Genomic DNA, 20510 nt, shown 5'->3' with positions numbered 1-20510 from the left:
TGGTTTGCGAATCGATGTCCGTCCGATGCTAGCAGCCTCTCAGGGGAAAACGACATAACTATGTATTGCACGGTGCGTGGCCAGAGGTGATTGAATAACAAGAATTCTGGTCGGGGCAGCCTGTGTGCGCCTAGACTTCGCCGGTCTTCTGTTCAGGAACAACCCGTGACCTCGATCTTCTGGTACGACTACGAAACCACTGGCATCAACCCCCGTTGCGACCGTCCGTTGCAAGTGGCGGGGATTCGCACCGACTTCGATCTCAATGAAATAGACGAGCCGGTCAATCTCTACTGCCAGCCCAGTGACGACATCCTGCCGCATCCGGCAGCCTGCGCGATCACCGGTATCACGCCTGGCCTTCTGGCCGAGCAAGGTTTGAGCGAAGCCGATTTCATGACACGGGTGCATGCCCAGCTCGCCCTGCCCGGCACTTGTGGGGCGGGGTACAACACGCTGCGTTTCGACGACGAGATGACCCGTTACAGCCTGTATCGAAACTTTTTCGACCCCTACGCACGGGAGTGGCAGGGCGGCAACAGCCGCTGGGATCTGATCGACATCGTGCGCGCGGCTTATGCGTTGCGTCCCGATGGCTTCGTCTGGCCCACGGATGACGAAGGGCGGGTGACGCTCAAGCTCGAACGCCTGACCGCCGCCAACGGCATCGATCACGGGAATGCCCACGAGGCACTGTCGGATGTTCGCGCGACCATCGCCCTGGCGCGTCTGATTCGTGAAAAACAGCCGAAGTTGTATGACTGGCTGTTTCAGTTGCGCAGCAAACAAAAGGTGATGGACCAGATTCGGCTGTTGCAGCCGATGGTGCACATTTCCGGGCGCTTTTCGGCGGCCCGCCATTATGTCGGCGTGGTACTGCCACTGGCCTGGCATCCACGCAATCGCAACGCGTTGATTGTCTGTGACCTGCACCTGGACCCTCAGGGGCTGCTCGATCTGGATACCGAAACCTTGCGTCAGCGGCTTTATACCCGGCGTGACGATCTGGTTGAAGGCGAACTGCCGGTGCCGCTCAAGCTCATACACATCAACAAGTGCCCGGTGGTGGCGCCGTTATCGGTACTTCGTCCCGAAGATCAGCAACGTTTGGGGCTGGACATGGCGCTCTATCAGGAACGGGCGCTGCGGCTAAGTGCCGCACAACAACTTTGGCAAGATAAAGTCTCGGGAATTTATGCCCGCGAGGATTTCGCCGCAAGCCTGGACCCCGAGCAACAGTTATACGACGGTTTTATCGGCGATCGGGATCGGCGTCTATGTGAGCAAGTCAGAGCCGCCGACCCTGCGCAATTAGCACAAGAGCAGTGGCCTTTCGATGATGAACGTTTGCCCGAATTATTGTTTCGTTATCGCGCACGCAACTTTCCGGATACGTTGAGCCCGGAAGAGCAAGAACGTTGGCGAATGTTTTGTCAGCAGCGTTTGTCTGTGCCGGAGTGGGGCGCTCCCAATACGCTGGAAAGTTTTCTGACAGCTGCCGCCCAATTGACGATTAGTCCTACATCGTTTCAGCAAGAGGTTCTGGATGAATGGCAGACTCATGTCCAGGCATTACGCAAACGTTTGAATATTTGAAAACGAAAATGACTTGCGATTGAATTCCGGGCATAAAAAAACGCCAGCATTTGCTGGCGTTCTTTTGGTCGCGGATCAGTCTGCGACGCGCTTGCGGCTTAGCCCAGCAGGGTAGCCCAGCCTTCAACCACGTCACCGCCCCACTTGGCTTTCCACTCTTTCAGAGTTTTGTGGTTGCCACCTTTGGTTTCGATGACTTCGCCGTTGTGCGGGTTTTTGTATTGTTTAACTTTGCGAGCACGCTTGGTGCCAGTAGTTTTTACTGCGCCGCCACGTGGAGCCTTGGTTTTGGACTCTGGATCCAATAGGGCAATGATGTCACGCAGGGATTTGGAGTATTCGCCCATCAGGGTGCGCAATTTGCCTTCGAATTCCAGCTCGGTTTGCAGTTTGTCGTCTTGGGACAGGTTCTTCAAACGGGCTTGCAGCTCTTTGATAGCTTCTTCGGTGGCGCGATATTCGTTGATCAAGGACATGAGGACTACCTTATGTTGGCGCTGGATGACAGGGTGACAGTGCGACAATAATAGTCAGGGTGTTTCATCAAGTAAACATTTAACCGAAGTTTTACTTAATTTAGTTGCGATGAATAGGACGCTCATTGGAGAGGCAGTTAAATAGCGTCACAAATATTCACAGTTAACCCCTTGAAGACTGGCTACTAGAGCACCATGCACTGGCGTATGGCACCGCCGGAACCTGTGCCGATGACCGCAATCCGCAGCCGCGCGTCATCAATACTGCAGTTTTGCTGCGCAATCGCTAGAATGGCGGCCTTTGCGAAGTTCTGGAGTTTCCCCCTCATGCGCACTTTTCGGCTGGTGATTGCTTGCCCGGACCGCGTCGGCATCGTTGCTAAAGTCAGTAACTTTCTGGCGTCACATAACGGCTGGATCACTGAAGCGAGCCATCACTCGGACAATCAGAGTGGCTGGTTCTTCATGCGTCACGAAATTCGTGCCGATTCGCTGCCTTTCGGTATCGAAGCCTTTCGCGAAGCGTTTGCACCGATTGCCCAAGAGTTCTCGATGGACTGGCGCATCACCGACACCGAGCAGAAGAAGCGCGTGGTGTTGATGGCCAGCCGTGAGTCCCATTGCCTGGCTGACTTGTTGCACCGCTGGCACAGCGACGAACTGGACTGCGAAATCGCCTGCGTGATTTCCAACCATGACGATTTGCGCAGCATGGTCGAGTGGCACGGTATTCCTTACTACCATGTACCGGTCAACCCGCAGGACAAGGAGCCGGCCTTCGCCGAAGTCTCGCGCCTGGTAAAACAGCACGACGCCGAAGTGGTGGTACTTGCCCGTTACATGCAGATTCTGCCGCCCGAGTTGTGCAGCGAATATGCCCACAAAGTCATCAACATTCACCACAGCTTCCTGCCGTCGTTCGTTGGCGCCAAGCCGTATCATCAGGCTTCGATGCGCGGTGTGAAGTTGATCGGTGCCACTTGCCACTATGTCACCGAAGAGCTGGACGCCGGTCCGATCATCGAGCAGGACGTGGTGCGTGTCAGCCACAGCGACAGTATTGAAGACATGGTGCGCTTCGGTCGTGACGTCGAGAAAATGGTGCTGGCCCGTGGTCTGCGTTATCACCTGGAAGACCGGGTGTTGGTGCACGGCAACAAAACCGTCGTGTTCTGACAACCATACGGTTGAAATCCGAAGGGCCTGGGCGTTCAATCGCTTCAGGCCCTTCGCCGTTTCTGCACCGAGGACATGACCATGGCCGATCCGCTGGAAAAAGCCGTTTCCAAGGCGCCCGCCACATTGGGCGAGGGCTGTTTGAGCCGCTACGATCCGGACGACCTGAGCCCCGAAGACGGCACGGAGTTTCCCGGCGCCGCCGAGTTGTGGGAACAGTTGCAGGACGATTCTGAAGATACAGCCGGGGACGCCTGAACTGTGGCGAGGGGGCTTGCCCCCGTTGGGCTGCGAAGCGGCCCCCGGCATTTTTTCAGGTATATCTTGCGACGGCTGCGCCGCCGAACGGGGGCAAGCCCCCTCACCACAGGGATCTTTCAAGCTTGCTTGAACTTCATCAACTTCTTCAGCAATGGCCGCCCGAGCATCAGCAGAAACACCGGGCCACCGACCACCAGATAGAAGTAATAAGTCACTGTCCGCCAGATCAGAATCGCCGCCGCCGCGGTGGATTTCCCCACCATCGGCGCCAGCAGCGCCGCCGACGTCAGTTCCGCCGCCCCGGCACCGCCCGGCAACAGACTGAACTGCCCCGCACTCAATGACAGCATCTGGATCAGAAAGCACCAGGCCCATTGCAAGTCCACGCCCAGCCCGCGTAACGCCAGATACAGCACGCTATACCGCAAGACCCAATGCAGGCAGGTCAGGGCAAACACCGTGATCAATGTTTGAAAGGGTAACTTCAGTGTGTCGGTGAACGCCGCCAGGAAGTGCAGGAGCTTTCGCGCCCAACGAAGCCGGGTCGCTTCCTTGACATTGAAACGGGCGAGCAACCGACCACTCAGGCGAATCAGCGAACGGTGGCAGCGAGCCATCAACACACAACTGAACAGCCCGCCGAACAACGAGATGGCGCTGACCGTCAGCATCCATTCCAGGCGCTGACTGAGGTGCTGGAACAGTGCATAAATCAGAATCGCGCTCAGCGCGCAGAGAAAAAACAGCAAGTCGCTCAACTGGTCCATGGCGAACACGGCGCTGCCCCTGGCCGGCCGCACGCCGTGGCGCGCCAACAGGGCCATGATGGTCAGCGGGCCGCCGCTGCCACCGGGAGTGGCGCAATAGGCGAACTCGGCGGACATCACCACCCCGAGGCTTTTCAGGCGGCTCACCTTGATGCACTGATCACCCATCAACAGGCGCAAGCGCAAGGTGTTGATCACCCAGCACAGCAGGATCATGCCGAACATGATCAGCAGCCATTCCAACGGAAAACTTTGCAGCCGCGACCATGTCTCGCCGCCGCCCAGCAACGACGGGATGAGCACCGCAGCGAGCAGCGCGATGACCAGCAGAATCCCCCGGCTCATGCTGCGCGACCGACGGGGGCGCGTTGCAGTTTCAACCAACCGGCCTTGGTCATCGGCACACGGCCCTCGTCGAGCAAGCGCTTGAGAGTTTGCAGCCAATACTGACGCGAGAACTCATGGCGCATGTCCACCGGGTGCAGGCCGAGACGAATCACCGGCGCCTGGCGCCAGCGCTGTTCGCGTTGATCGCTGACGATTTTCGACAGGCCACGGCGCCAGGCGCTGCGTGCGCTCCAGACCAGGCCTGGGGCATCGATCGCAGTGAAATCCGGCAGACGAATCAGGTGCTGCGAATCGCTGGTGTAGCGCAGCGGTAACTGACGCAACGCCTGACGGGTGCCTTCGCTCATCAGCCAGGCGGGGGCGACAAAGCCTTCGAGCGGCCAGTTGTAGCGATGGAATACCTCGATTCCGGCGCGCAGGCGGGTGAGGGCGGCGTCTAGAGGCAGGTCATAGAACTCGCCTTCATGGGTATAGATCCGGCGCATGAACCAGTCTCGGGGAGTGGTGGGAATCGGCCCTTCATCGCAATGGTAGTAACCGTGCAGTACCAGTTCGTCGCCGCGAGCGACGCGACGGCTTAGCAAACGTCGAAACTCCGGATATGCGTCAAGGTCGTTATGTTTATGGAAATTCGGCACCACCAGCCAGGTCATTGGCACTGTACCCAATGCGTCGACGGCTTCGACGAAGGCCTGGTAATCGGGCCAGGTCTGCGGTGCAACGTCGTGTAGCACCAACAACAGGCTGGGTGTGTTCATGGGCTCAGCCATTGGCGATCAGCGGCCATTGCGTACCGAGTACGGCGTGATAGTGCCCCAGCAGGCTGTGGACCACGGTGTCCCAGGCGTAATGTTGCTCGACATGTCGGCGGGCCTGTTTGCCCAACGCGGCGCTGCCTTGGCTGAACAGTTCGCGAACGGTGTTGGCCATCGCCACTGGATTGTTCGGCGCGCAGAGCAGGCCGCATTGATCGGTAACAATCTCTTGAAAAGCCCCGGCCGCCACGGCCACCACGGGAATGCCACTGGCCATGGCTTCGAGAACCACCAGGCCAAAGGTTTCCTGGTCGCCGGCATGCACCAGCGCGTCGGCGCTGGCCATCAGGCGCGCGACTTGCGCTGCCGGGCAGAATTCATCGAGGACGGTGACATTGCGCGGCACCAGGGTCGGCATCGACGAGCCCACCAGCAGCAGGTGGTAGCGACGACCCAGGCGTTTCATGCAGTTGAGCAGCACCGGCAGGTTTTTTTCCTTGGAGCCACGGCCGGCGAAGATCAGCAGGTGAGTGTTTTCATCGATGCCCAATTCGGCCCGCAGGCCTGGATCCCGAACGCTGGGGTTGAACGTTTGCAGGTCGACGCCCAGGGGCTGTACGAAAACGTTCTTCACCCCTAACCCGATCAGTTTGTCGGCCATGACCTGGCTTGGCGCCAGAACCCGGTCGAAGTTGCCGTAGAGCTTGCTGACATAAGCCTCGACATTGGGTGTAACCCAGTTGCCCATGCGATTGCTGACCAGCATCGGCAGGTCGGAGTGATAAAAACCGATTACCGGCACATCGAGTTGTCGCTTGGCGTCCAAAGCGGCCCAGGCGGTCAGGTAAGGGTCGCCGACTTCAATCAGATCGGGTTGTAAATCTCGCAGAACATTGCGCCACGGCCCGAGACGGAGGGGGAAGCGATAACCCTTGCCGAAGGGCAGGGCGGGGGCCGGAACCGTATAGACACCATCCTGTTCACTCAAATGCGCCCCTGGGATCAGCAGGCTATGGCAAATGCCGGGTTTGATGCCCAAACGACGGTGCTTGGCATCCAGATACGTGCGCACGCCACCGCTGGCAGGGGCGTAGAACATGGTTATGTCAGCGATATGCACGATGAACATCCCTCCGGGTTCGATGTGCTCCCTTTGGTTGACCTATATGAAGGATAGATGTTCGGTTGGGGTTTTGCGGTGGGGGGGGTGCAGCGGGATTTGCGGTGTCTGGATGGACGCCTTCGCGGGCAAGTCGGATCGCCGCCCGCGAAGAGACCAGTTCAGACACTAGATACGGAAACTGCCTACCAATTGCTTCAATCGAGAAGCCTGTTGCTCAAGATCCGAGCATGCCCGCAGGGTCGATTGCAGGTTTTCCACGCCTTCCTGGTTCAGCGTGTTGATCTCGGTGATGTCCACGTTGATCGACTCCACCACCGCCGTCTGTTCCTCGGTCGCCGTGGCCACCGACTGGTTCATGCCGTCGATTTCGCCGATGCGCAACGTCACGCTGTTCAGGCGCTCGCCAGCCAGGTTGGCGATTTCCACGCTGTCCTGGCTGTGGCGCTGGCTGTCGCTCATGGTGCTGACGGATTCACGGGCGCCGACTTGCAGCTCCTCGATCATGGTCTGCACCTGTTGCGCCGACTCCTGCGTGCGGTGCGCCAGGTTGCGTACCTCGTCGGCCACCACGGCAAAACCGCGCCCGGCTTCACCGGCCCGCGCCGCTTCGATGGCGGCGTTGAGCGCCAGCAGGTTGGTTTGCTGGGAAATGCTGGTGATCACTTCGAGAATCTGCCCGATGTTCACGGTTTTGCTGTTCAGCGATTCGATGTTGGTGCTCGAAGCGCTGAGCATGCTCGACAGCTGATTCATCGCGGCAATGCTGCGATCCACCACTTGCTGGCCGTCTTCGGCCAGGCTGCGGGCATCGCTGGCCTGATTCGATGCTTGGGCTGCGTTACGGGCGATTTCCTGAGCAGCGGCGCCGAGCTGGTTGATGGCCGCGGCGACGCTGCTGGTGCGCGAAGCTTGCTGGTCGGAATTGAACATCGACGAGTTCGAGGCCGCCACCACCCGCAAGGCCACTTCGTTGACCTGGCCGGTGGCTGAGGACACTTCGCGGATCGATGTATGAATTCGCTCCACGAAACGGTTGAATGCCGTGCCAAGGATGCCGAATTCGTCCTGATTCTGGATGGTCAGGCGTTTGGTCAGGTCGCCTTCACCGTCGGCGATGTCTTCCATGGCGCGGGTCATCACGTGCAGCGGCTGGATCAGCAGGCGGATCAGCATGCCCAACAAGCCAATGATGATGGCCACGGCAATCAGGGTCGCGATGATCGCCGAGGTGCGGAATTCGCTGAGCATGGAGAAGGCTTTGTCCTTGTCCACCGACAGGCCGATGTACCAGTTGACCGAGGACAGTCCCTTGATCGGGGTGAAGGTTACGATGCGGGTTTTGCCGTCGACTTCGATCTCGCTCGGCTTGTTACCGATGACGGGCGTGTCTTGTGGGTAGACGTCCTTGAGGTTTTTCATCGCCAGCGCTTTGTCCGGGTGAACCAGGATCTTGCCGTCGGCGCTGACCAGGAACGCATAGCCCATGCCGTCGAAGTCCAGCGCGTTGAGGCTGTCGGTGATCGCTTGCAGGCTCAGGTCGCCACCGACCACGCCGATGTTCTGACCGTCCTTGAGGACGCTGTCGACGATGGAAATCACCAACTGGCCAGACGCCAGATCGATGTAAGGTTCGGTCAAGGCAGAACCGCTGGTGCTCTGCGCGCTCTTATACCAGGGGCGGGCGCGAGGGTCATAGCCGTCGGGCATCTTGCTGTCCGGGCGGATAATGAAGGTGCCATCCTTGTTGCCCAGGTAGGCACCCATGAAGGTCGATGTGACAGCCTTCTGTTCCAGCAGTTTGGCGACGTTGTCGGTCTCGGCGTTCAGGGCAACGGTCTGCGAGAGGTTTTCGATCAACAGGCTACGACCCGCCAGCCAGGTCTGAATATTCTTGGCGGTGACGTTACCCATTTCTTGCAGGTAGTTGTCCAGGTCGCGGCGTATCGCATTGCGCTGCAAATAGTCGTTGTACAGTGTGAACGAAGCGAATGCGGCGATAACGATCAGGGCGGCGGCAAGCAGTATTTTATGGCTGAAGCGCAGGTTTTTGTTCATGGCTTGGGGGTCCGCTAGGTCTTAATGTCCAGGGCGTGCTTTTATAAAGGCGCGCAGAATGGGCAGTGATGAAAGTAAGCTGATATTTCCGTCTCTCCTTAGGGAATTACCGACGCTGTTTCCAGTCTGGTCTCTCGGTTGTTATCGGCCATGAAGGATCAAAGATTAACCATGGGTGACAAAATGCCTGACTCATCGCAACTCGTTATCGGCGCTGACCTCGCTGGCCAGCCAATCGCCCAGGCCATGCGCCTGGCGAACCGTCACGGTTTGGTAGCGGGCGCTACCGGGACCGGTAAAACCGTTACGTTGCAGCGCCTGGCCGAAGCGTTCAGCGATGCAGGTGTGGCGGTGTTCGCGGCGGATATCAAAGGCGACTTGTGCGGCCTGGGCGCCGCCGGTAACCCTCAAGGCAAGGTCGCGGAGCGGATCGCCGGCATGCCCTGGCTGAACCATAAGCCTCAGGCGTATCCGGTAACCCTGTGGGATATTCACGGTCAGTCCGGTCATCCATTGCGCACCACCTTGAGCGAAATGGGGCCGTTGCTGCTCGGCAGCCTGCTGGAGCTGACCGACAGTCAGCAGTCGGCACTTTATGCCGCGTTCAAGGTGGCCGACCGCGAAGGGCTGTTACTGCTGGATTTGAAAGATTTGAAGGCGCTGCTCAATCACCTGCGTGATAACCCCGTATTACTAGGCGATGACGCGGCGCTGATGACCACCGGTTCCAGCCAGGCACTGTTGCGCCGTTTGGCGACGCTGGAACAGCAGGGCGCCGAAGCGTTGTTCGGTGAACCGGCACTGCAACTGGAAGATATTTTGCAGCCGGCGATGGACGGTCGCGGGCGCATCCACTTGCTCGACGCCAGCCGTCTGGTGCACGAAGCACCGAAGGTCTACGCGACGTTCCTGCTGTGGTTGCTGGCTGAATTGTTCGAGCAACTGCCGGAACGCGGCGATGCCGATAAACCGCTGCTGGCGCTGTTTTTCGACGAGGCGCACTTGTTGTTCGCCGGTACGCCCAAGGCGTTGCAGGATCGTCTGGAACAAGTGGTGCGGCTGATCCGTTCGAAAGGCGTGGGCGTGTATTTCGTCACCCAATCGCCGGGGGACTTGCCGGATGATGTGCTGGCTCAGTTGGGCCTGCGTGTTCAGCATGGCTTGCGCGCGTTCACCGCCAAAGAGCAGAAATCCCTGCGGGCAGTGGCCGAGGGCTTTCGGCCGAACCCGGCATTTGATGCCTTGTCGGTGTTGACTGAGCTGGGCATCGGCGAGGCGTTGGTCGGCACCTTGCAGGACAAGGGCACGCCGGAGATGGTCCAGCGTGTACTGGTCGCACCGCCGCAGTCGCGGATCGGGCCGCTGACCGAGACTGAGCGCACGGTGCTGATTGCCGGTTCGCCGTTTAAAGGGCGATATGACAAACCGGTCGATCGCGAATCGGCCTATGAAGTGCTGATGGGGCGCAAGGGGTTGGCGCCGGAGCCTGAAACCGCGCCGGGCAAACCTGCCCCCGAAGAGCCGAGCTTCACCGAACAGGCCGGGGAATTCCTCGGTACGGCGGCAGGACAGGCGCTTAAATCGGCGATGCGACAGGCGGCCAATCAATTGGGCCGACAACTGGTACGCGGGTTGATGGGTTCATTGCTCGGCGGTAGCAAACGCCGCTGAATGAATTGGAATGCAATCACCTGTAGGAGCGAGGCTTGCCCGCGAAGCTTTTGGCGCCCTCGGGGGCCTCTTCGCGGGCAAGCCTCGCTCCTACAGGGGTTCAGGATTTAGGTTTTGCGTGCGCCGCAAGGCGCTCCAGCGCCGCCCTTAAATTCGGGTCGGTAATCCCGTCAGCCGTCGCCTGAATGGTCGCCGCGGCATCCGTCGACAAATCCATGGTATGCCCAGCCGCTCCTTGCTGAACGGTCGGTGGTTGCACCTTGAACAGGATCCGCGTCAGGCTGGCGAACTCGTCGAACAGCTGTAACTGGCGTTGCAGACGCTTTTGTTGATAACGCAGGCGGGTGGCCCAGTGACCGTCGGTGACAATCAGCAATAAACTGCCTTCGCGCCACGACGCCACATGGCAATGCTCGCGGGCGGCCGGTTGCAGCTGGCTTTCCACCAGACGTTGTAAATGACCCAGGCGTTGAGCGTGGCCAAAGATGGCTTTCAGCGGTTTGGCTTCGCGAAGCAGAACGGCGGGTGCTCTGGCCGTGAGAGGGCGAAATGCCATGATCGAACACCTGAAGTAACAGAACGGCCATGGTAACAGAAAGCACCCGCTGGTCCTGACCCATTGCTTTACGAGCGCTTTACCCATTAAATCAACGAGTAACTTGTACCCTCAATGGGTTGAAGTTCAGCAAAAAGCCCTTATTTTAAGTGAGCCCCGTCACAGCGCAGTGCATGCATCGTGGAATAACGCCACTTTCCTCACCATCGTTTCCGGGTAGAATGCTCGTTCGCATGCGGCCATGAGGGCTGCACGGGCGACTCACGGGGCCGCCCTCCATCCCTTTAGTGTGGAAGATCCTGCCGATATGTTTGCGCCTTTGTTAAAGAAACTTTTTGGAAGCAAGAACGAGCGTGAAGTCAAACGCATGCTCAAGACGGTGCAGCTCGTCAATGCCTTCGAAGAGCAAATGGTGGCCCTTTCGGACGATCAATTGCGTGCCAAGACCAACGAGTTCAAGGCCCGCCTCGCCAAAGGGGAAACCCTCGACAAGCTGCTGCCAGAAGCCTTTGCGGTCGCCCGCGAAGCCGGTAAGCGCGTCATGGGTATGCGCCACTTCGATGTCCAGCTGATCGGCGGCATGACCTTGCATGAAGGCATGATCGCGGAAATGCGTACCGGTGAAGGCAAGACCCTGGTGGCAACACTGGGCGTTTACCTCAACGCGCTGTCCGGCAAGGGCGTGCACGTTGTGACGGTGAACGACTACCTGGCCCGTCGTGACGCCAACTGGATGCGTCCGCTCTACGAATTCCTCGGCATGACGGTCGGCGTGGTCACGCCATTCCAGCCGCCGGAAGAGAAGCGCGCCGCTTACGCCGCCGACATCACCTACGGCACCAACAACGAATTCGGTTTCGACTACCTGCGCGACAACATGGCGTTCAGCATGGAAGAAAAATTCCAGCGCGAACTCAATTTTGCCGTGATCGACGAAGTCGACTCCATCCTCATCGACGAAGCCCGTACCCCGCTGATCATCTCCGGTCAGGCCGAGGACAGCTCCAAGCTGTACATCGAGATCAACAAACTGATCCCGCAGCTTGAATTGCACATCGAGGAAGTCGAAGGCGAAGTCACCAAGGCCGGCCATTACACCGTGGACGAGAAGACCCGTCAGGTCGAACTCAACGAAGCCGGTCACCAGTTCATCGAAGAAATGCTCACCCGCGTCGGCCTGCTGGCTGAAGGCGAGAGCCTGTATTCGGCGCATAACCTGGGCTTGCTGACTCACGTCTATGCCGGCCTGCGTGCGCACAAACTGTTCCATCGCAATGTCGAGTACATCGTGCAGGACGGTCAGGTGGTGCTGGTCGACGAACACACCGGCCGTACCATGCCGGGTCGCCGTTTGTCCGAAGGTCTGCACCAGGCCATCGAAGCCAAGGAAAACCTGAACATCCAGGCCGAGAGCCAGACCCTGGCGTCGACCACGTTCCAGAACTACTTCCGTCTGTACAACAAGCTGTCCGGCATGACCGGTACCGCGGACACCGAAGCGTTCGAATTCCATCAGATCTATGGCCTGCAGGTCATGGTCATCCCGCCGAACAAGCCGTTGGCGCGTAAAGACTACAACGACCTGGTGTTCCTGACCGCCGAAGAGAAATACGCGGCGATCATCGGCGACATCAAGGAGTGCATGGCTCAGGGCCGTCCGGTGCTGGTGGGTACCGCCACCATCGAAACGTCCGAGCACATGTCCGGCCTGCTTCAGAAGGAAGGCATCGAACACAAGGTTCTGAACGCCAAGTTCCACGAAAAAGAAGCCGAAATCATCGCTCAGGCCGGTCGTCCGGGTGCACTGACCATCGCCACCAACATGGCCGGTCGTGGTACCGACATCCTGTTGGGCGGTAACTGGGAAGTGGAAGTGGCGTCCTTGGAAGACCCGACTCCTGAGCAGATTGCCCAGATCAAGGCCGACTGGCAGAAACGTCACCAGCAAGTGCTGGAGTCGGGCGGCTTGCAGGTGATCGCTTCCGAGCGTCACGAATCGCGTCGTATCGATAACCAGTTGCGCGGTCGTGCCGGTCGTCAGGGCGACGCCGGTTCCAGCCGTTTCTACCTCTCGCTGGAAGACAGCCTGATGCGCATCTTCGCCTCTGACCGGGTGAAGAACTTCATGAAGGCGCTGGGTATGCAGTCCGGTGAAGCGATTGAACACCGCATGGTGACCAACGCCATCGAGAAGGCTCAGCGCAAGGTTGAAGGCCGCAACTTCGACATCCGTAAGCAGCTGCTTGAGTTCGACGACGTCAACAACGAACAACGTAAAGTGATCTATCACATGCGTAACAGTTTGTTGGCCGCCGACAACATTGGCGAAACCATTGCCGATTTCCGTCAGGACGTGCTCAACGCAACCGTCAGCGCACACATTCCGCCACAATCGCTGCCTGAGCAGTGGGACGTGTCCGGTCTGGAAGCGGCGTTGCAGAGCGACTTCGGTGTGGCGCTGCCGATCCAGCAATGGCTCGACGAAGACGACCACCTGTACGAAGAAACCCTGCGTGAGAAGCTGCTCAACGAACTGATCGCCGCGTACAACGAGAAAGAAGACCAGGCCGGTGCCGAAGCACTGCGCTCCTTCGAGAAGCAAATCGTACTGCGCGTGCTCGACGACCTGTGGAAAGACCACCTGTCGACCATGGATCACCTGCGTCACGGCATCCACTTGCGTGGTTATGCGCAGAAGAACCCGAAGCAAGAGTACAAGCGCGAGTCCTTCACCTTGTTCTCCGAGCTGCTGGATTCGATCAAGCGCGACTCGATTCGTGTGCTGTCGCACGTTCAGGTGCGCCGCGAAGATCCGGAAGCCGAAGAGCAACGTCTGCGTCAGGAAGCCGAGGCGCTGGCTGCGCGCATGCAGTTCCAGCACGACGAAGCGCCTGGCCTGGAGCAACCGGAAGTGTTGGGTGAAGAGATCGATGTAGCTCTCGCCACCGCACCGGTACGCAACGAGCAGAAACTGGGCCGCAACGAGCTGTGCTACTGCGGCTCGGGCAAGAAGTTCAAGCATTGCCACGGGCAGATCCAGTAAAACCCGTTTCAAACGCTGAAATACCCGCGCCGCGACCGGCTTATGCCGTCGCGGCGTTTTGCCATTCAAACCACCGTCTATCGCAATGACGGTGCAGACAACATTTTTTAAGGAGCGCATTCATGGCTGTTGGTCTTGGTCCTTTGCCAACGTTGCACCCGGTTGCCGGTTTTGAACTCGGTATCGCCTCGGCCGGTATCAAGCGCCCGGGGCGCAAGGATGTCGTGGTCATGCGCTGTGCCGAAGGTTCCACCGTGGCGGGCGTGTTCACCCTGAACGCCTTTTGCGCCGCTCCCGTGATCCTGGCCAAGCAACGCGTGCAAGGCCCGGTACGTTACCTGCTGACCAACACCGGCAATGCCAACGCCGGCACCGGCGAACCAGGCCTGGCCGCCGCCGAGCGCACCTGCGCCAAGCTGGCCGAGCTGACCGGCGTCGATGCCAGCCTGGTGCTGCCGTATTCCACCGGTGTGATCGGCGAACCGCTGCCGGTCGAGAAAATCGAAGGCGCGTTGCAAGCCGCCCTCGATGACTTGTCGGAAAACAACTGGGAAGCTGCCGCCACCGGCATCATGACCACCGACACCCTGCCCAAGGGCGCGAGCCGCCAGTTCCAGCATGACGGCGTGACCATCACCGTCACCGGCATCAGCAAAGGCGCGGGCATGATTCGCCCGAACATGGCGACCATGCTCGGTTACATCGCCACCGACGCCAAAGTCTCTCGCGAGGTGCTGCAAAACCTGCTTCTGGACGGCGCCAACAAGTCGTTCAACCGCATCACCATCGACGGCGACACCTCGACCAACGACTGCTGCATGTTGATCGCCACCGGCAAGGCTGCACTGCCGGAAATCACCCGTGCCGAAGGCGAGCTGTTCGCCAAGTTGAAACAAGCGGTATTCGAAGTGTGCATGGACGTGGCCCAGGCTATCGTGCGTGACGGCGAAGGCGCGACCAAGTTCGTCACTGTTGAAGTCAACGGCGGCGGCAATCACCAGGAATGCCTGGACGTCGGTTACACCGTGGCCCACTCGCCGCTGATCAAGACTGCGCTGTTCGCCTCCGATCCGAACTGGGGCCGCATCCTGGCCGCTGTAGGCCGTGCCGGTGTACCGAACCTGGACGTGAGCAAGATCGACGTGTTCCTGGGCGAGGTGTGCATCGCCAGCCGTGGCGCGCGTTCTGCCACCTACACCGAAGCCCAGGGCGCGGCGGTGATGCAGCAGGAAGAAATCACCATCCGCATCGAGCTGGGTCGCGGCGATTGCAGCGAAACCATCTGGACCACCGACCTGTCCCACGAATACGTGAAGATCAACGCCGAGTACCGCACGTAAGAAAGATCGCTTTCGCGGGCAAGCCTTGCTCCTACAGGTGGTGTGACCTGTAGGAGCGAGGCTTGCCCGCGAAGACCGACCACCAGACGCTAAAGATTCTGGCTTGTACTCTTACCAAAAGGCGCCCGAACATGAGCCTCCACCTGATCATCGGCGACAAACTGTATTCTTCCTGGTCCCTGCGCGCCGCGCTGGCCCTCGACCTGACCGGCGCGTCCTACACCGAAGAACTGATCAAGCTGAACCAGCCGGATACCCGCGCACGCGTGCTCAAGCATTCGCCGACCGGGAAAGTCCCACTGCTGAAAAGCGAACACGGCACCATCGCCGATTCGCTGGCGATTGCCGAGTACCTGGCCGAGCAATTCCCCGATGCCGGCCTCTGGCCCAAAGACACCGCCGCCCGTGCTCAGGCGCGTTCGGCCTGCGCGCAGATGCACAGCGGTTTCTTCGCCATGCGCGGCAACATGCCGTTCGACCTGAGCCACAATGCGCCGTTGTTGCCGACTCCGCCTGACGTTCAGGCCGAGATCGAGCGCATGCTGGCGTTGTGGGCTGAGTGTCGTGCGGCCGCGACTGAAGCTGGCCCATTCCTGTTTGGTGGCGCGACCCTGGCCGATGCGTTTTTCGCACCGATCGCCGTCCGCCTGCGCACCTATCAAGTGAAGCTGCCCGAGGTCGATGCAGCCTATGTCGAAACCATTTACCAATGGCCAGCTTTCAAGGCCTGGCAGAAGGCAGGTCTGGAGGAGGTCGGGCAGTGAAACGAGTACACGTGGCCGCGGCGGTTATCCGCGATAGCAACGGCAAGATCCTCATCGCCCGGCGTGCCGACACCCAGCATCAGGGCGGCTTGTGGGAGTTCCCCGGTGGCAAGGTCGAGGATAACGAATCCGTCGAAACTGCCCTGGCCCGCGAGCTTCACGAAGAGTTGGGCATCGTGGTCAATACCGCGCGACCGTTGATCAAGGTTCACCACGACTACCCGGACAAGCAGGTGTTGCTGGATGTCTGGGAAGTCTCGGCGTTTACCGGCGAACCCCATGGTGCCGAAGGTCAGCCTTTGGCCTGGGTGACGGCGCGGGAACTGCTGGACTACGAGTTTCCGGCCGCGAACCAGCCGATCGTCGCGGCTGCACGCTTGCCCGGCGAGTACCTGATCACCCCGGACGGTCTGGAAACCCCGGCCTTGCTGCGCGGTATCCAGAAAGCCATCGCGGGCGGCATCAAGCTGATTCAGTTGCGTGCGCCCAATGGCTATGACCCGCAATACCGCGATCTGGCGGTGGACGCGGCGGGATTGTGTGCTGGCAAGGCGCAGTTGATGATCAAGGGGCCGTTTGAATGGCTGGGGGACTTCCCCTCCGCTGGTTGGCACATCACTGCCGCGCAGTTGCGCAAGTACGCGGCGGCCGGCCGACCGCTACCAGCGTCGCGCTGGTTGGCGGCGTCCTGCCACAACGCTGAAGAACTGGCGCTGGCCGAGCAGATGGGCGTGGACTTTGTGACCCTGTCGCCGGTGCAGCCGACCCAGACGCACCCGGATGCTCAGCCGCTGGGTTGGGAGCTGGCGTCGACTTTGATCGAAGGCTTCAGCAAACCGGTGTTCTTGTTGGGTGGTGTTGGCCCGGTAGAGCGGCAGAAAGCCTGGGAAGCGGGCGCACAAGGTGTGGCGGGGATTCGGGCGTTCTGGCCTGAGGCTTGATTTGCAGTGCTGTGATCATTCCCACGCTCCGCGTGGGAATGATCAGTCGATCAGTTTGAAGGTTTCGCCGCAGGCTGCCATAAAATCTCGGCAATCCCCTGGCGCTTGGCAATCAACCGTGCCGCCACAAACAACAAATCCGACAACCGATTGATATACGCCAGGCCCACCCCGGCCAACGGTTCGATCGCATTCAACTGCTGACAACGGCGTTCGGCACTGCGCGCCAGGCTGCGGCACACGTGGGCCTGGGCAATCAGCGCCGAACCGCCGGGCAGAATGAAATTCTCCAGCGGCCCCAGTTCTTCATTCCACACATCAATGGCCGCTTCCAGCCGTTCGATTTCTGCCGTGTTCAGTGCCTGATACACCGGCATGGCCAGTTCGCCACCGAGGTCGAACAACCGATGCTGGCAGGGCGCCAATACCTCGATCACTTCGCCAAGTCCGGGAAACTCGCCACTTTGCGCCGCCAACCCGGCCAACAGCACGCCCACCTGGCTGTTCAGCGTATCGACCTCGCCAATGGCCTCGATTCGCGGATGGTCCTTGGGCACCCGGCGGCCGTCGCCAAGCCCGGTTTCGCCTTTGTCGCCGGTGCGGGTGTAAATCTTCGACAAACGAAAGCCCATGGTTACCTCGACAGCTGATTGAGTTCTTGAGAGTTCACCGCAGTGCCCGACAAGGGCAGGCGCAAGGTGAAGCAAGTGCCTTGGCCCGGCGTCGATTGCACTTCCATCTGGCCCTTGTGGTTGTTGGTGATGATGAAATACGAAACCGAGAGCCCAAGGCCGGTGCCTTGACCGATTTCCTTGGTGGTGAAGAACGGCTCGAACGTGCGTTTGCGCACGCTTTCGCTCATGCCGATGCCGTTGTCCTCGACCTGGATTTCCGCCCACGGCGGATTCAGTTTTGTACGCAGAATGATCCGCCCCGGTTCGCGGTCGTCTGTACGCTGGTGAATGGCTTGCGCAGCGTTTTTCAGCAGGTTGAGCAGCACCTGTTCCAGTTCGTTGGCGGTGCCGGGTACCGGGCCCAGCGCCGGATCGAACTGGCGAATGATTGCCTGGCCCTTGAAGTCGAAGCCAATGGCCAGGTCGAAGTCGTTGCCGGCGATTTCCACCGCTTGATCGATCAGTGCCGGCAGGTCGCATGGCGCCATTTGCCGAGTGCTGCGGCGGCTGAAGCTGAGCATGTGGGTCACGATCTTCGCCGCCCGGGCGCCGGCCTGCTGAATGCCGTCGAGCAGCTGCGGTACTTCACGCGCTTTCAGGTACTTATTGACCGTTTCCAGTTCGATGCCCATTTGCTCGGCCTGTTCGAGGTTCTTCGGCAGGTCGGGGGACAGACGTCGACGAATGTTCTGCACGTTGTGCAGGATTGCGCCCAGCGGGTTGTTGATCTCATGGGCCATACCGGCGGCGAGGCCGCCGACCGAGAGCATTTTTTCCGACTGCACCATCATCTCTTCCAGGGACAGACGCTGGGTGATGTCGTCGATCCGGATGACCACGCCACGCCCGGCGCCGCCCATCAACGGGTAGAACGTCAGGGCGTAATGCCGGGGTTCGTCGTCCTTGGGCCAGGTAACGCGTTCGATCTTGGCCACCGTATGCTGCTCGACGGTTTGCTTGAGCTGCGGCAGGAATGGCTTGAGGGGTTTGAAGGCGAGAAAGATCGGCTGGTTCAAGGCTTCGTCCAGGCGCGTGCCGGACAGTGCGCTGGCCTCCTGATTCCACTGGGTCACGTAAAGCTGCTCGTCGAGGGCGATCAGCGCCGATGGCATGGAGTCGATGATGCTATTGAGGTAGTTTTGGAAACCGGTGAGTTTTTTCTCGATCTTGCTCCGCACCTGAACTTCCAGTTCCAGCTTGCGGTTGGTGTGACGGGTTTCTTCGGCTAGCCCCTGGGCCTGGTCGTAAGCCGCCTGGGAATCGTCGCGGGCACGCTTGAGCTGCTGCTCCCGGGCCTCGATGCGCGAGAGCATGGTGTTGAACGCTTCGGCGAGGCTGCCGATTTCGTCGTGGTTGCCGCGAGAGGCGCGCAGGGCGTAGTTCTCTTCCCGGGTGACTTGCCGGGACAGCTCTTCGAGCTGATGGATGGGGCGGGTAATCAGGCGTTTGATTTGCCGGGCGATCACCAGCCACAACAGCACGCTGAAGATCAGAATCCCCAGGCTGGCGGTCAGGGTCCCGGTGTAGAACGCCATCGGCAATTCGCTGCTGGCCACCAGCAGCAAATGCCCGGGAGCGGTGCCGGGGCGGGGCAGGGTGATCACTTGATTGCTGCGAAACTCCGTGGCTTGCCAGGCTTCGAGGTGTCGGTAGTGTTCTGGCAGGTTCAGCGTGTCGCCGTGTTGCAGCTGCGCCAGACGCGTACCCGTGCCGTCGTAAAGGGCTGCCGCACGCAGTGGTGAATAACTGTTGAGTTCGTTGAGCAGGCGTTCGGCGTTTTGCGGCGACTTCAGGGCGTCGGACACCAGGCTCGGGTTGGACACCAGTCGGCCGATGGTCTGCAGGGCCTGGGGGGCCATGCTTTCCTGGGAGATGTAATACGCGGCACTGATAAAGGTCAGGTTGGCGACCAGCAAAACGGTGGTCAACAGCACCAGCAGGGCGGCCAGCAGTTTCTGGCCGACCGGAAGGTTTTCAAGGCGCTGGCGCAATGGCATCAGGTTCATCGCTGAAAAGGAACAAGTGGCCAGCGTAGCCGCTGCTCAGTCGCTGGGCAATCCAAGGCTGTGCAGATGAGCGATCAAGCGCTGCTGCAATTGATTGAGGTGGGGCAGGTTCAACTGATGCCGCGACGCAACTTTGCAGGCATGGCCCAACAGGTAGCTGATTTCGGTGCGGCGCTGATTGGCGACATCCTGGTACATCGAGGAGAAATTGGTCGCGGTCGCCTTGATCACTCGTTCGACTTCCTCCCGGAGGTTTTCGGCTGCCGCCGGCTGGCCGCAGCGCTCCAGCAGTTCGGTGAGTTCGGCGCACAGGGTTGCCACTTCGCACTGATGTTGCTGCAAACCGCCGTTGCGGCATTCGTGCAGGACGGTCAACGGGTTGATCGCACAATTGAGCGCCAGCTTGCGCCACAGCCTTGTGAGAATGTCGGTGCTCCACTCATGGGGAATGCCGGCGTCGCTCAAGTCCTCCAGCCAGAACGGTGCCACCGGATGGCCGGCATCTCCCAGCCAGGTGTAACCATGACCGGCAAACACCACGCGCCAGTCGCCATCGCGAAACGCGCCTTCGGTACTGGAAGCGAAGATGCATCGGGCATGCGGGACTTGCGCGGCGACGGCGTCCTGGCTGCCAAGGCCGTTTTGCAACAGGATCAGTTCGGCGTCCGGGGTCAGGCGGTGGGCGAGCCGGGCCACGGCTGTTACGGCGTCATAGGCTTTACAGGCCACCAGCAGACGGCTGATCGGTCCGTCGCTGTCGGCTGTTTCGCCGGGCACCGGGTACACCCGCGCTTCGCCGTGCTCGACCAGCGTCAGCCCGCCCGCCGCCTGATAGGCCTGCAGGCGTGCCGCGTCCCGTACGATCAGCCTGACCGGCACTGAGGCCCGTGCCAGACGGGTGGCCCACAACGTGCCGAGGCTGCCGGCGCCCAGAACATGCCAAGGGGTCGACATCAGC

The 20510-nt window shown here is 60.0% G+C and carries 17 protein-coding genes; 8 read left to right on the top strand and 9 right to left on the bottom strand.

Going from position 1 to position 20510, the window contains the following annotated elements:
• Positions 1-165 precede the first annotated feature (165 nt).
• Positions 166-1596: an exodeoxyribonuclease I gene (gene sbcB / locus AF70_RS15220; protein WP_028939420.1), complete on the top strand. Its 1431-nt coding sequence runs from the start codon at positions 166-168 to the stop codon at positions 1594-1596.
• 98 nt (positions 1597-1694) lie between these two features.
• On the opposite strand, the gene mvaT is transcribed toward sbcB, so the two are convergent.
• Positions 1695-2072 (bottom strand): histone-like nucleoid-structuring protein MvaT, encoded by a 378-nt coding sequence (gene mvaT / locus AF70_RS15215; RefSeq protein ID WP_007933316.1) that lies wholly within the window; start codon positions 2070-2072, stop codon positions 1695-1697.
• A gap of 327 nt (positions 2073-2399) precedes the next feature.
• On the opposite strand from mvaT, the gene purU reads away from it, so the two are divergent.
• Positions 2400-3248 carry a formyltetrahydrofolate deformylase gene (purU, locus tag AF70_RS15210; protein ID WP_028939419.1) on the top strand — a complete coding sequence of 283 codons (849 nt, stop codon included), beginning with the start codon at positions 2400-2402 and terminating at the stop codon, positions 3246-3248.
• Between the two features lie 81 nt (positions 3249-3329).
• Entirely contained in the window at positions 3330-3506 is a 177-nt protein-coding gene (locus tag AF70_RS15205) for a hypothetical protein (RefSeq protein ID WP_019581497.1), read from the top strand.
• Positions 3507-3625: 119 nt separating this feature from the next.
• On the opposite strand, the gene AF70_RS15200 is transcribed toward AF70_RS15205, so the two are convergent.
• The 4 genes from AF70_RS15200 to AF70_RS15185 all read right to left on the bottom strand — a co-directional run bounded on the left by AF70_RS15200 (position 3626) and on the right by AF70_RS15185 (position 8557).
• Positions 3626-4621, bottom strand: a complete 996-nt coding sequence (locus AF70_RS15200; RefSeq protein ID WP_019581496.1) for a lysylphosphatidylglycerol synthase transmembrane domain-containing protein — start codon at positions 4619-4621, stop codon at positions 3626-3628.
• On the bottom strand, positions 4618-5394 hold the full coding sequence (locus AF70_RS15195; protein WP_026331871.1) for a DUF2334 domain-containing protein: 777 nt from the start codon (positions 5392-5394) through the stop codon (positions 4618-4620). Before AF70_RS15195 ends, AF70_RS15200 begins: the two co-directional genes overlap by 4 nt.
• Positions 5387-6508: a glycosyltransferase family 1 protein gene (locus AF70_RS15190; protein WP_018926521.1), complete on the bottom strand. Its 1122-nt coding sequence runs from the start codon at positions 6506-6508 to the stop codon at positions 5387-5389. Before AF70_RS15190 ends, AF70_RS15195 begins: the two co-directional genes overlap by 8 nt.
• 159 nt (positions 6509-6667) lie before the next feature.
• Positions 6668-8557 (bottom strand): methyl-accepting chemotaxis protein, encoded by a 1890-nt coding sequence (locus AF70_RS15185; protein ID WP_028939418.1) that lies wholly within the window; start codon positions 8555-8557, stop codon positions 6668-6670.
• 183 nt (positions 8558-8740) lie between these two features.
• Between AF70_RS15185 and AF70_RS15180 the strand changes: the two genes are divergently transcribed.
• Positions 8741-10228: a helicase HerA-like domain-containing protein gene (locus AF70_RS15180; protein WP_026286451.1), complete on the top strand. Its 1488-nt coding sequence runs from the start codon at positions 8741-8743 to the stop codon at positions 10226-10228.
• A 100-nt stretch (positions 10229-10328) separates the two neighbouring features.
• Here AF70_RS15180 and AF70_RS15175 read toward each other — a convergent pair whose 3' ends face one another.
• On the bottom strand, positions 10329-10784 hold the full coding sequence (locus AF70_RS15175) for a DUF721 domain-containing protein (RefSeq protein WP_018926518.1): 456 nt from the start codon (positions 10782-10784) through the stop codon (positions 10329-10331).
• 307 nt (positions 10785-11091) lie between these two features.
• Here AF70_RS15175 and secA point away from each other — a divergent pair, with 307 nt between their 5' ends.
• The 4 genes from secA (at position 11092) to AF70_RS15155 (ending at position 16872) form a co-directional block, all read left to right on the top strand.
• Positions 11092-13827, top strand: a complete 2736-nt coding sequence (gene secA / locus AF70_RS15170; RefSeq protein ID WP_019581493.1) for a preprotein translocase subunit SecA — start codon at positions 11092-11094, stop codon at positions 13825-13827.
• A 122-nt stretch (positions 13828-13949) separates the two neighbouring features.
• Complete coding sequence (gene argJ, locus AF70_RS15165; protein ID WP_019581492.1) at positions 13950-15167, top strand: bifunctional glutamate N-acetyltransferase/amino-acid acetyltransferase ArgJ; 1218 nt, start codon at positions 13950-13952, stop codon at positions 15165-15167.
• Between the two features lie 131 nt (positions 15168-15298).
• Positions 15299-15931 carry a glutathione S-transferase family protein gene (locus AF70_RS15160; protein ID WP_019581491.1) on the top strand — a complete coding sequence of 211 codons (633 nt, stop codon included), beginning with the start codon at positions 15299-15301 and terminating at the stop codon, positions 15929-15931.
• Entirely contained in the window at positions 15928-16872 is a 945-nt protein-coding gene (locus AF70_RS15155; protein ID WP_019581490.1) for a Nudix family hydrolase, read from the top strand. The genes AF70_RS15160 and AF70_RS15155 overlap by 4 nt, the downstream gene beginning before the upstream one ends.
• 50 nt (positions 16873-16922) lie before the next feature.
• Here AF70_RS15155 and AF70_RS15150 read toward each other — a convergent pair whose 3' ends face one another.
• The 3 genes from AF70_RS15150 to AF70_RS15140 are packed head-to-tail and all read right to left on the bottom strand — an operon-like array spanning position 16923 to position 20506.
• Complete coding sequence (locus AF70_RS15150) at positions 16923-17504, bottom strand: cob(I)yrinic acid a,c-diamide adenosyltransferase (protein ID WP_019581489.1); 582 nt, start codon at positions 17502-17504, stop codon at positions 16923-16925.
• 2 nt (positions 17505-17506) lie between these two features.
• Positions 17507-19543, bottom strand: coding sequence for a HAMP domain-containing sensor histidine kinase (locus tag AF70_RS15145; RefSeq protein ID WP_028939417.1), 2037 nt, complete (start codon positions 19541-19543; stop codon positions 17507-17509).
• Positions 19544-19588: 45 nt separating this feature from the next.
• Positions 19589-20506, bottom strand: coding sequence for a putative 2-dehydropantoate 2-reductase (locus tag AF70_RS15140; RefSeq protein ID WP_028939416.1), 918 nt, complete (start codon positions 20504-20506; stop codon positions 19589-19591).
• Positions 20507-20510 lie beyond the last annotated feature (4 nt).

It is taken from the genome of Pseudomonas sp. KD5 (genome assembly GCF_012932895.1).
Lineage (GTDB): Bacteria > Pseudomonadota > Gammaproteobacteria > Pseudomonadales > Pseudomonadaceae > Aquipseudomonas.
This window is presented reverse-complemented; position numbering and strand designations above follow the sequence as displayed.

Coding starts and splice junctions, on each gene's coding strand:
- purU (WP_028939419.1), top strand. CDS start 2,400: ATGCGCACTTTTCGGCTGGTGATTGCTTGCCCGGACCGCGTCGGCATC.
- AF70_RS15185 (WP_028939418.1), bottom strand. CDS start 8,557: ATGAACAAAAACCTGCGCTTCAGCCATAAAATACTGCTTGCCGCCGCC.
- mvaT (WP_007933316.1), bottom strand. CDS start 2,072: ATGTCCTTGATCAACGAATATCGCGCCACCGAAGAAGCTATCAAAGAG.
- AF70_RS15145 (WP_028939417.1), bottom strand. CDS start 19,543: ATGCCATTGCGCCAGCGCCTTGAAAACCTTCCGGTCGGCCAGAAACTG.
- AF70_RS15140 (WP_028939416.1), bottom strand. CDS start 20,506: ATGTCGACCCCTTGGCATGTTCTGGGCGCCGGCAGCCTCGGCACGTTG.
- AF70_RS15150 (WP_019581489.1), bottom strand. CDS start 17,504: ATGGGCTTTCGTTTGTCGAAGATTTACACCCGCACCGGCGACAAAGGC.
- AF70_RS15175 (WP_018926518.1), bottom strand. CDS start 10,784: ATGGCATTTCGCCCTCTCACGGCCAGAGCACCCGCCGTTCTGCTTCGC.
- AF70_RS15200 (WP_019581496.1), bottom strand. CDS start 4,621: ATGAGCCGGGGGATTCTGCTGGTCATCGCGCTGCTCGCTGCGGTGCTC.
- AF70_RS15180 (WP_026286451.1), top strand. CDS start 8,741: ATGCCTGACTCATCGCAACTCGTTATCGGCGCTGACCTCGCTGGCCAG.
- AF70_RS15190 (WP_018926521.1), bottom strand. CDS start 6,508: ATGTTCATCGTGCATATCGCTGACATAACCATGTTCTACGCCCCTGCC.
- AF70_RS15195 (WP_026331871.1), bottom strand. CDS start 5,394: ATGGCTGAGCCCATGAACACACCCAGCCTGTTGTTGGTGCTACACGAC.
- AF70_RS15205 (WP_019581497.1), top strand. CDS start 3,330: ATGGCCGATCCGCTGGAAAAAGCCGTTTCCAAGGCGCCCGCCACATTG.
- AF70_RS15160 (WP_019581491.1), top strand. CDS start 15,299: ATGAGCCTCCACCTGATCATCGGCGACAAACTGTATTCTTCCTGGTCC.
- argJ (WP_019581492.1), top strand. CDS start 13,950: ATGGCTGTTGGTCTTGGTCCTTTGCCAACGTTGCACCCGGTTGCCGGT.
- secA (WP_019581493.1), top strand. CDS start 11,092: ATGTTTGCGCCTTTGTTAAAGAAACTTTTTGGAAGCAAGAACGAGCGT.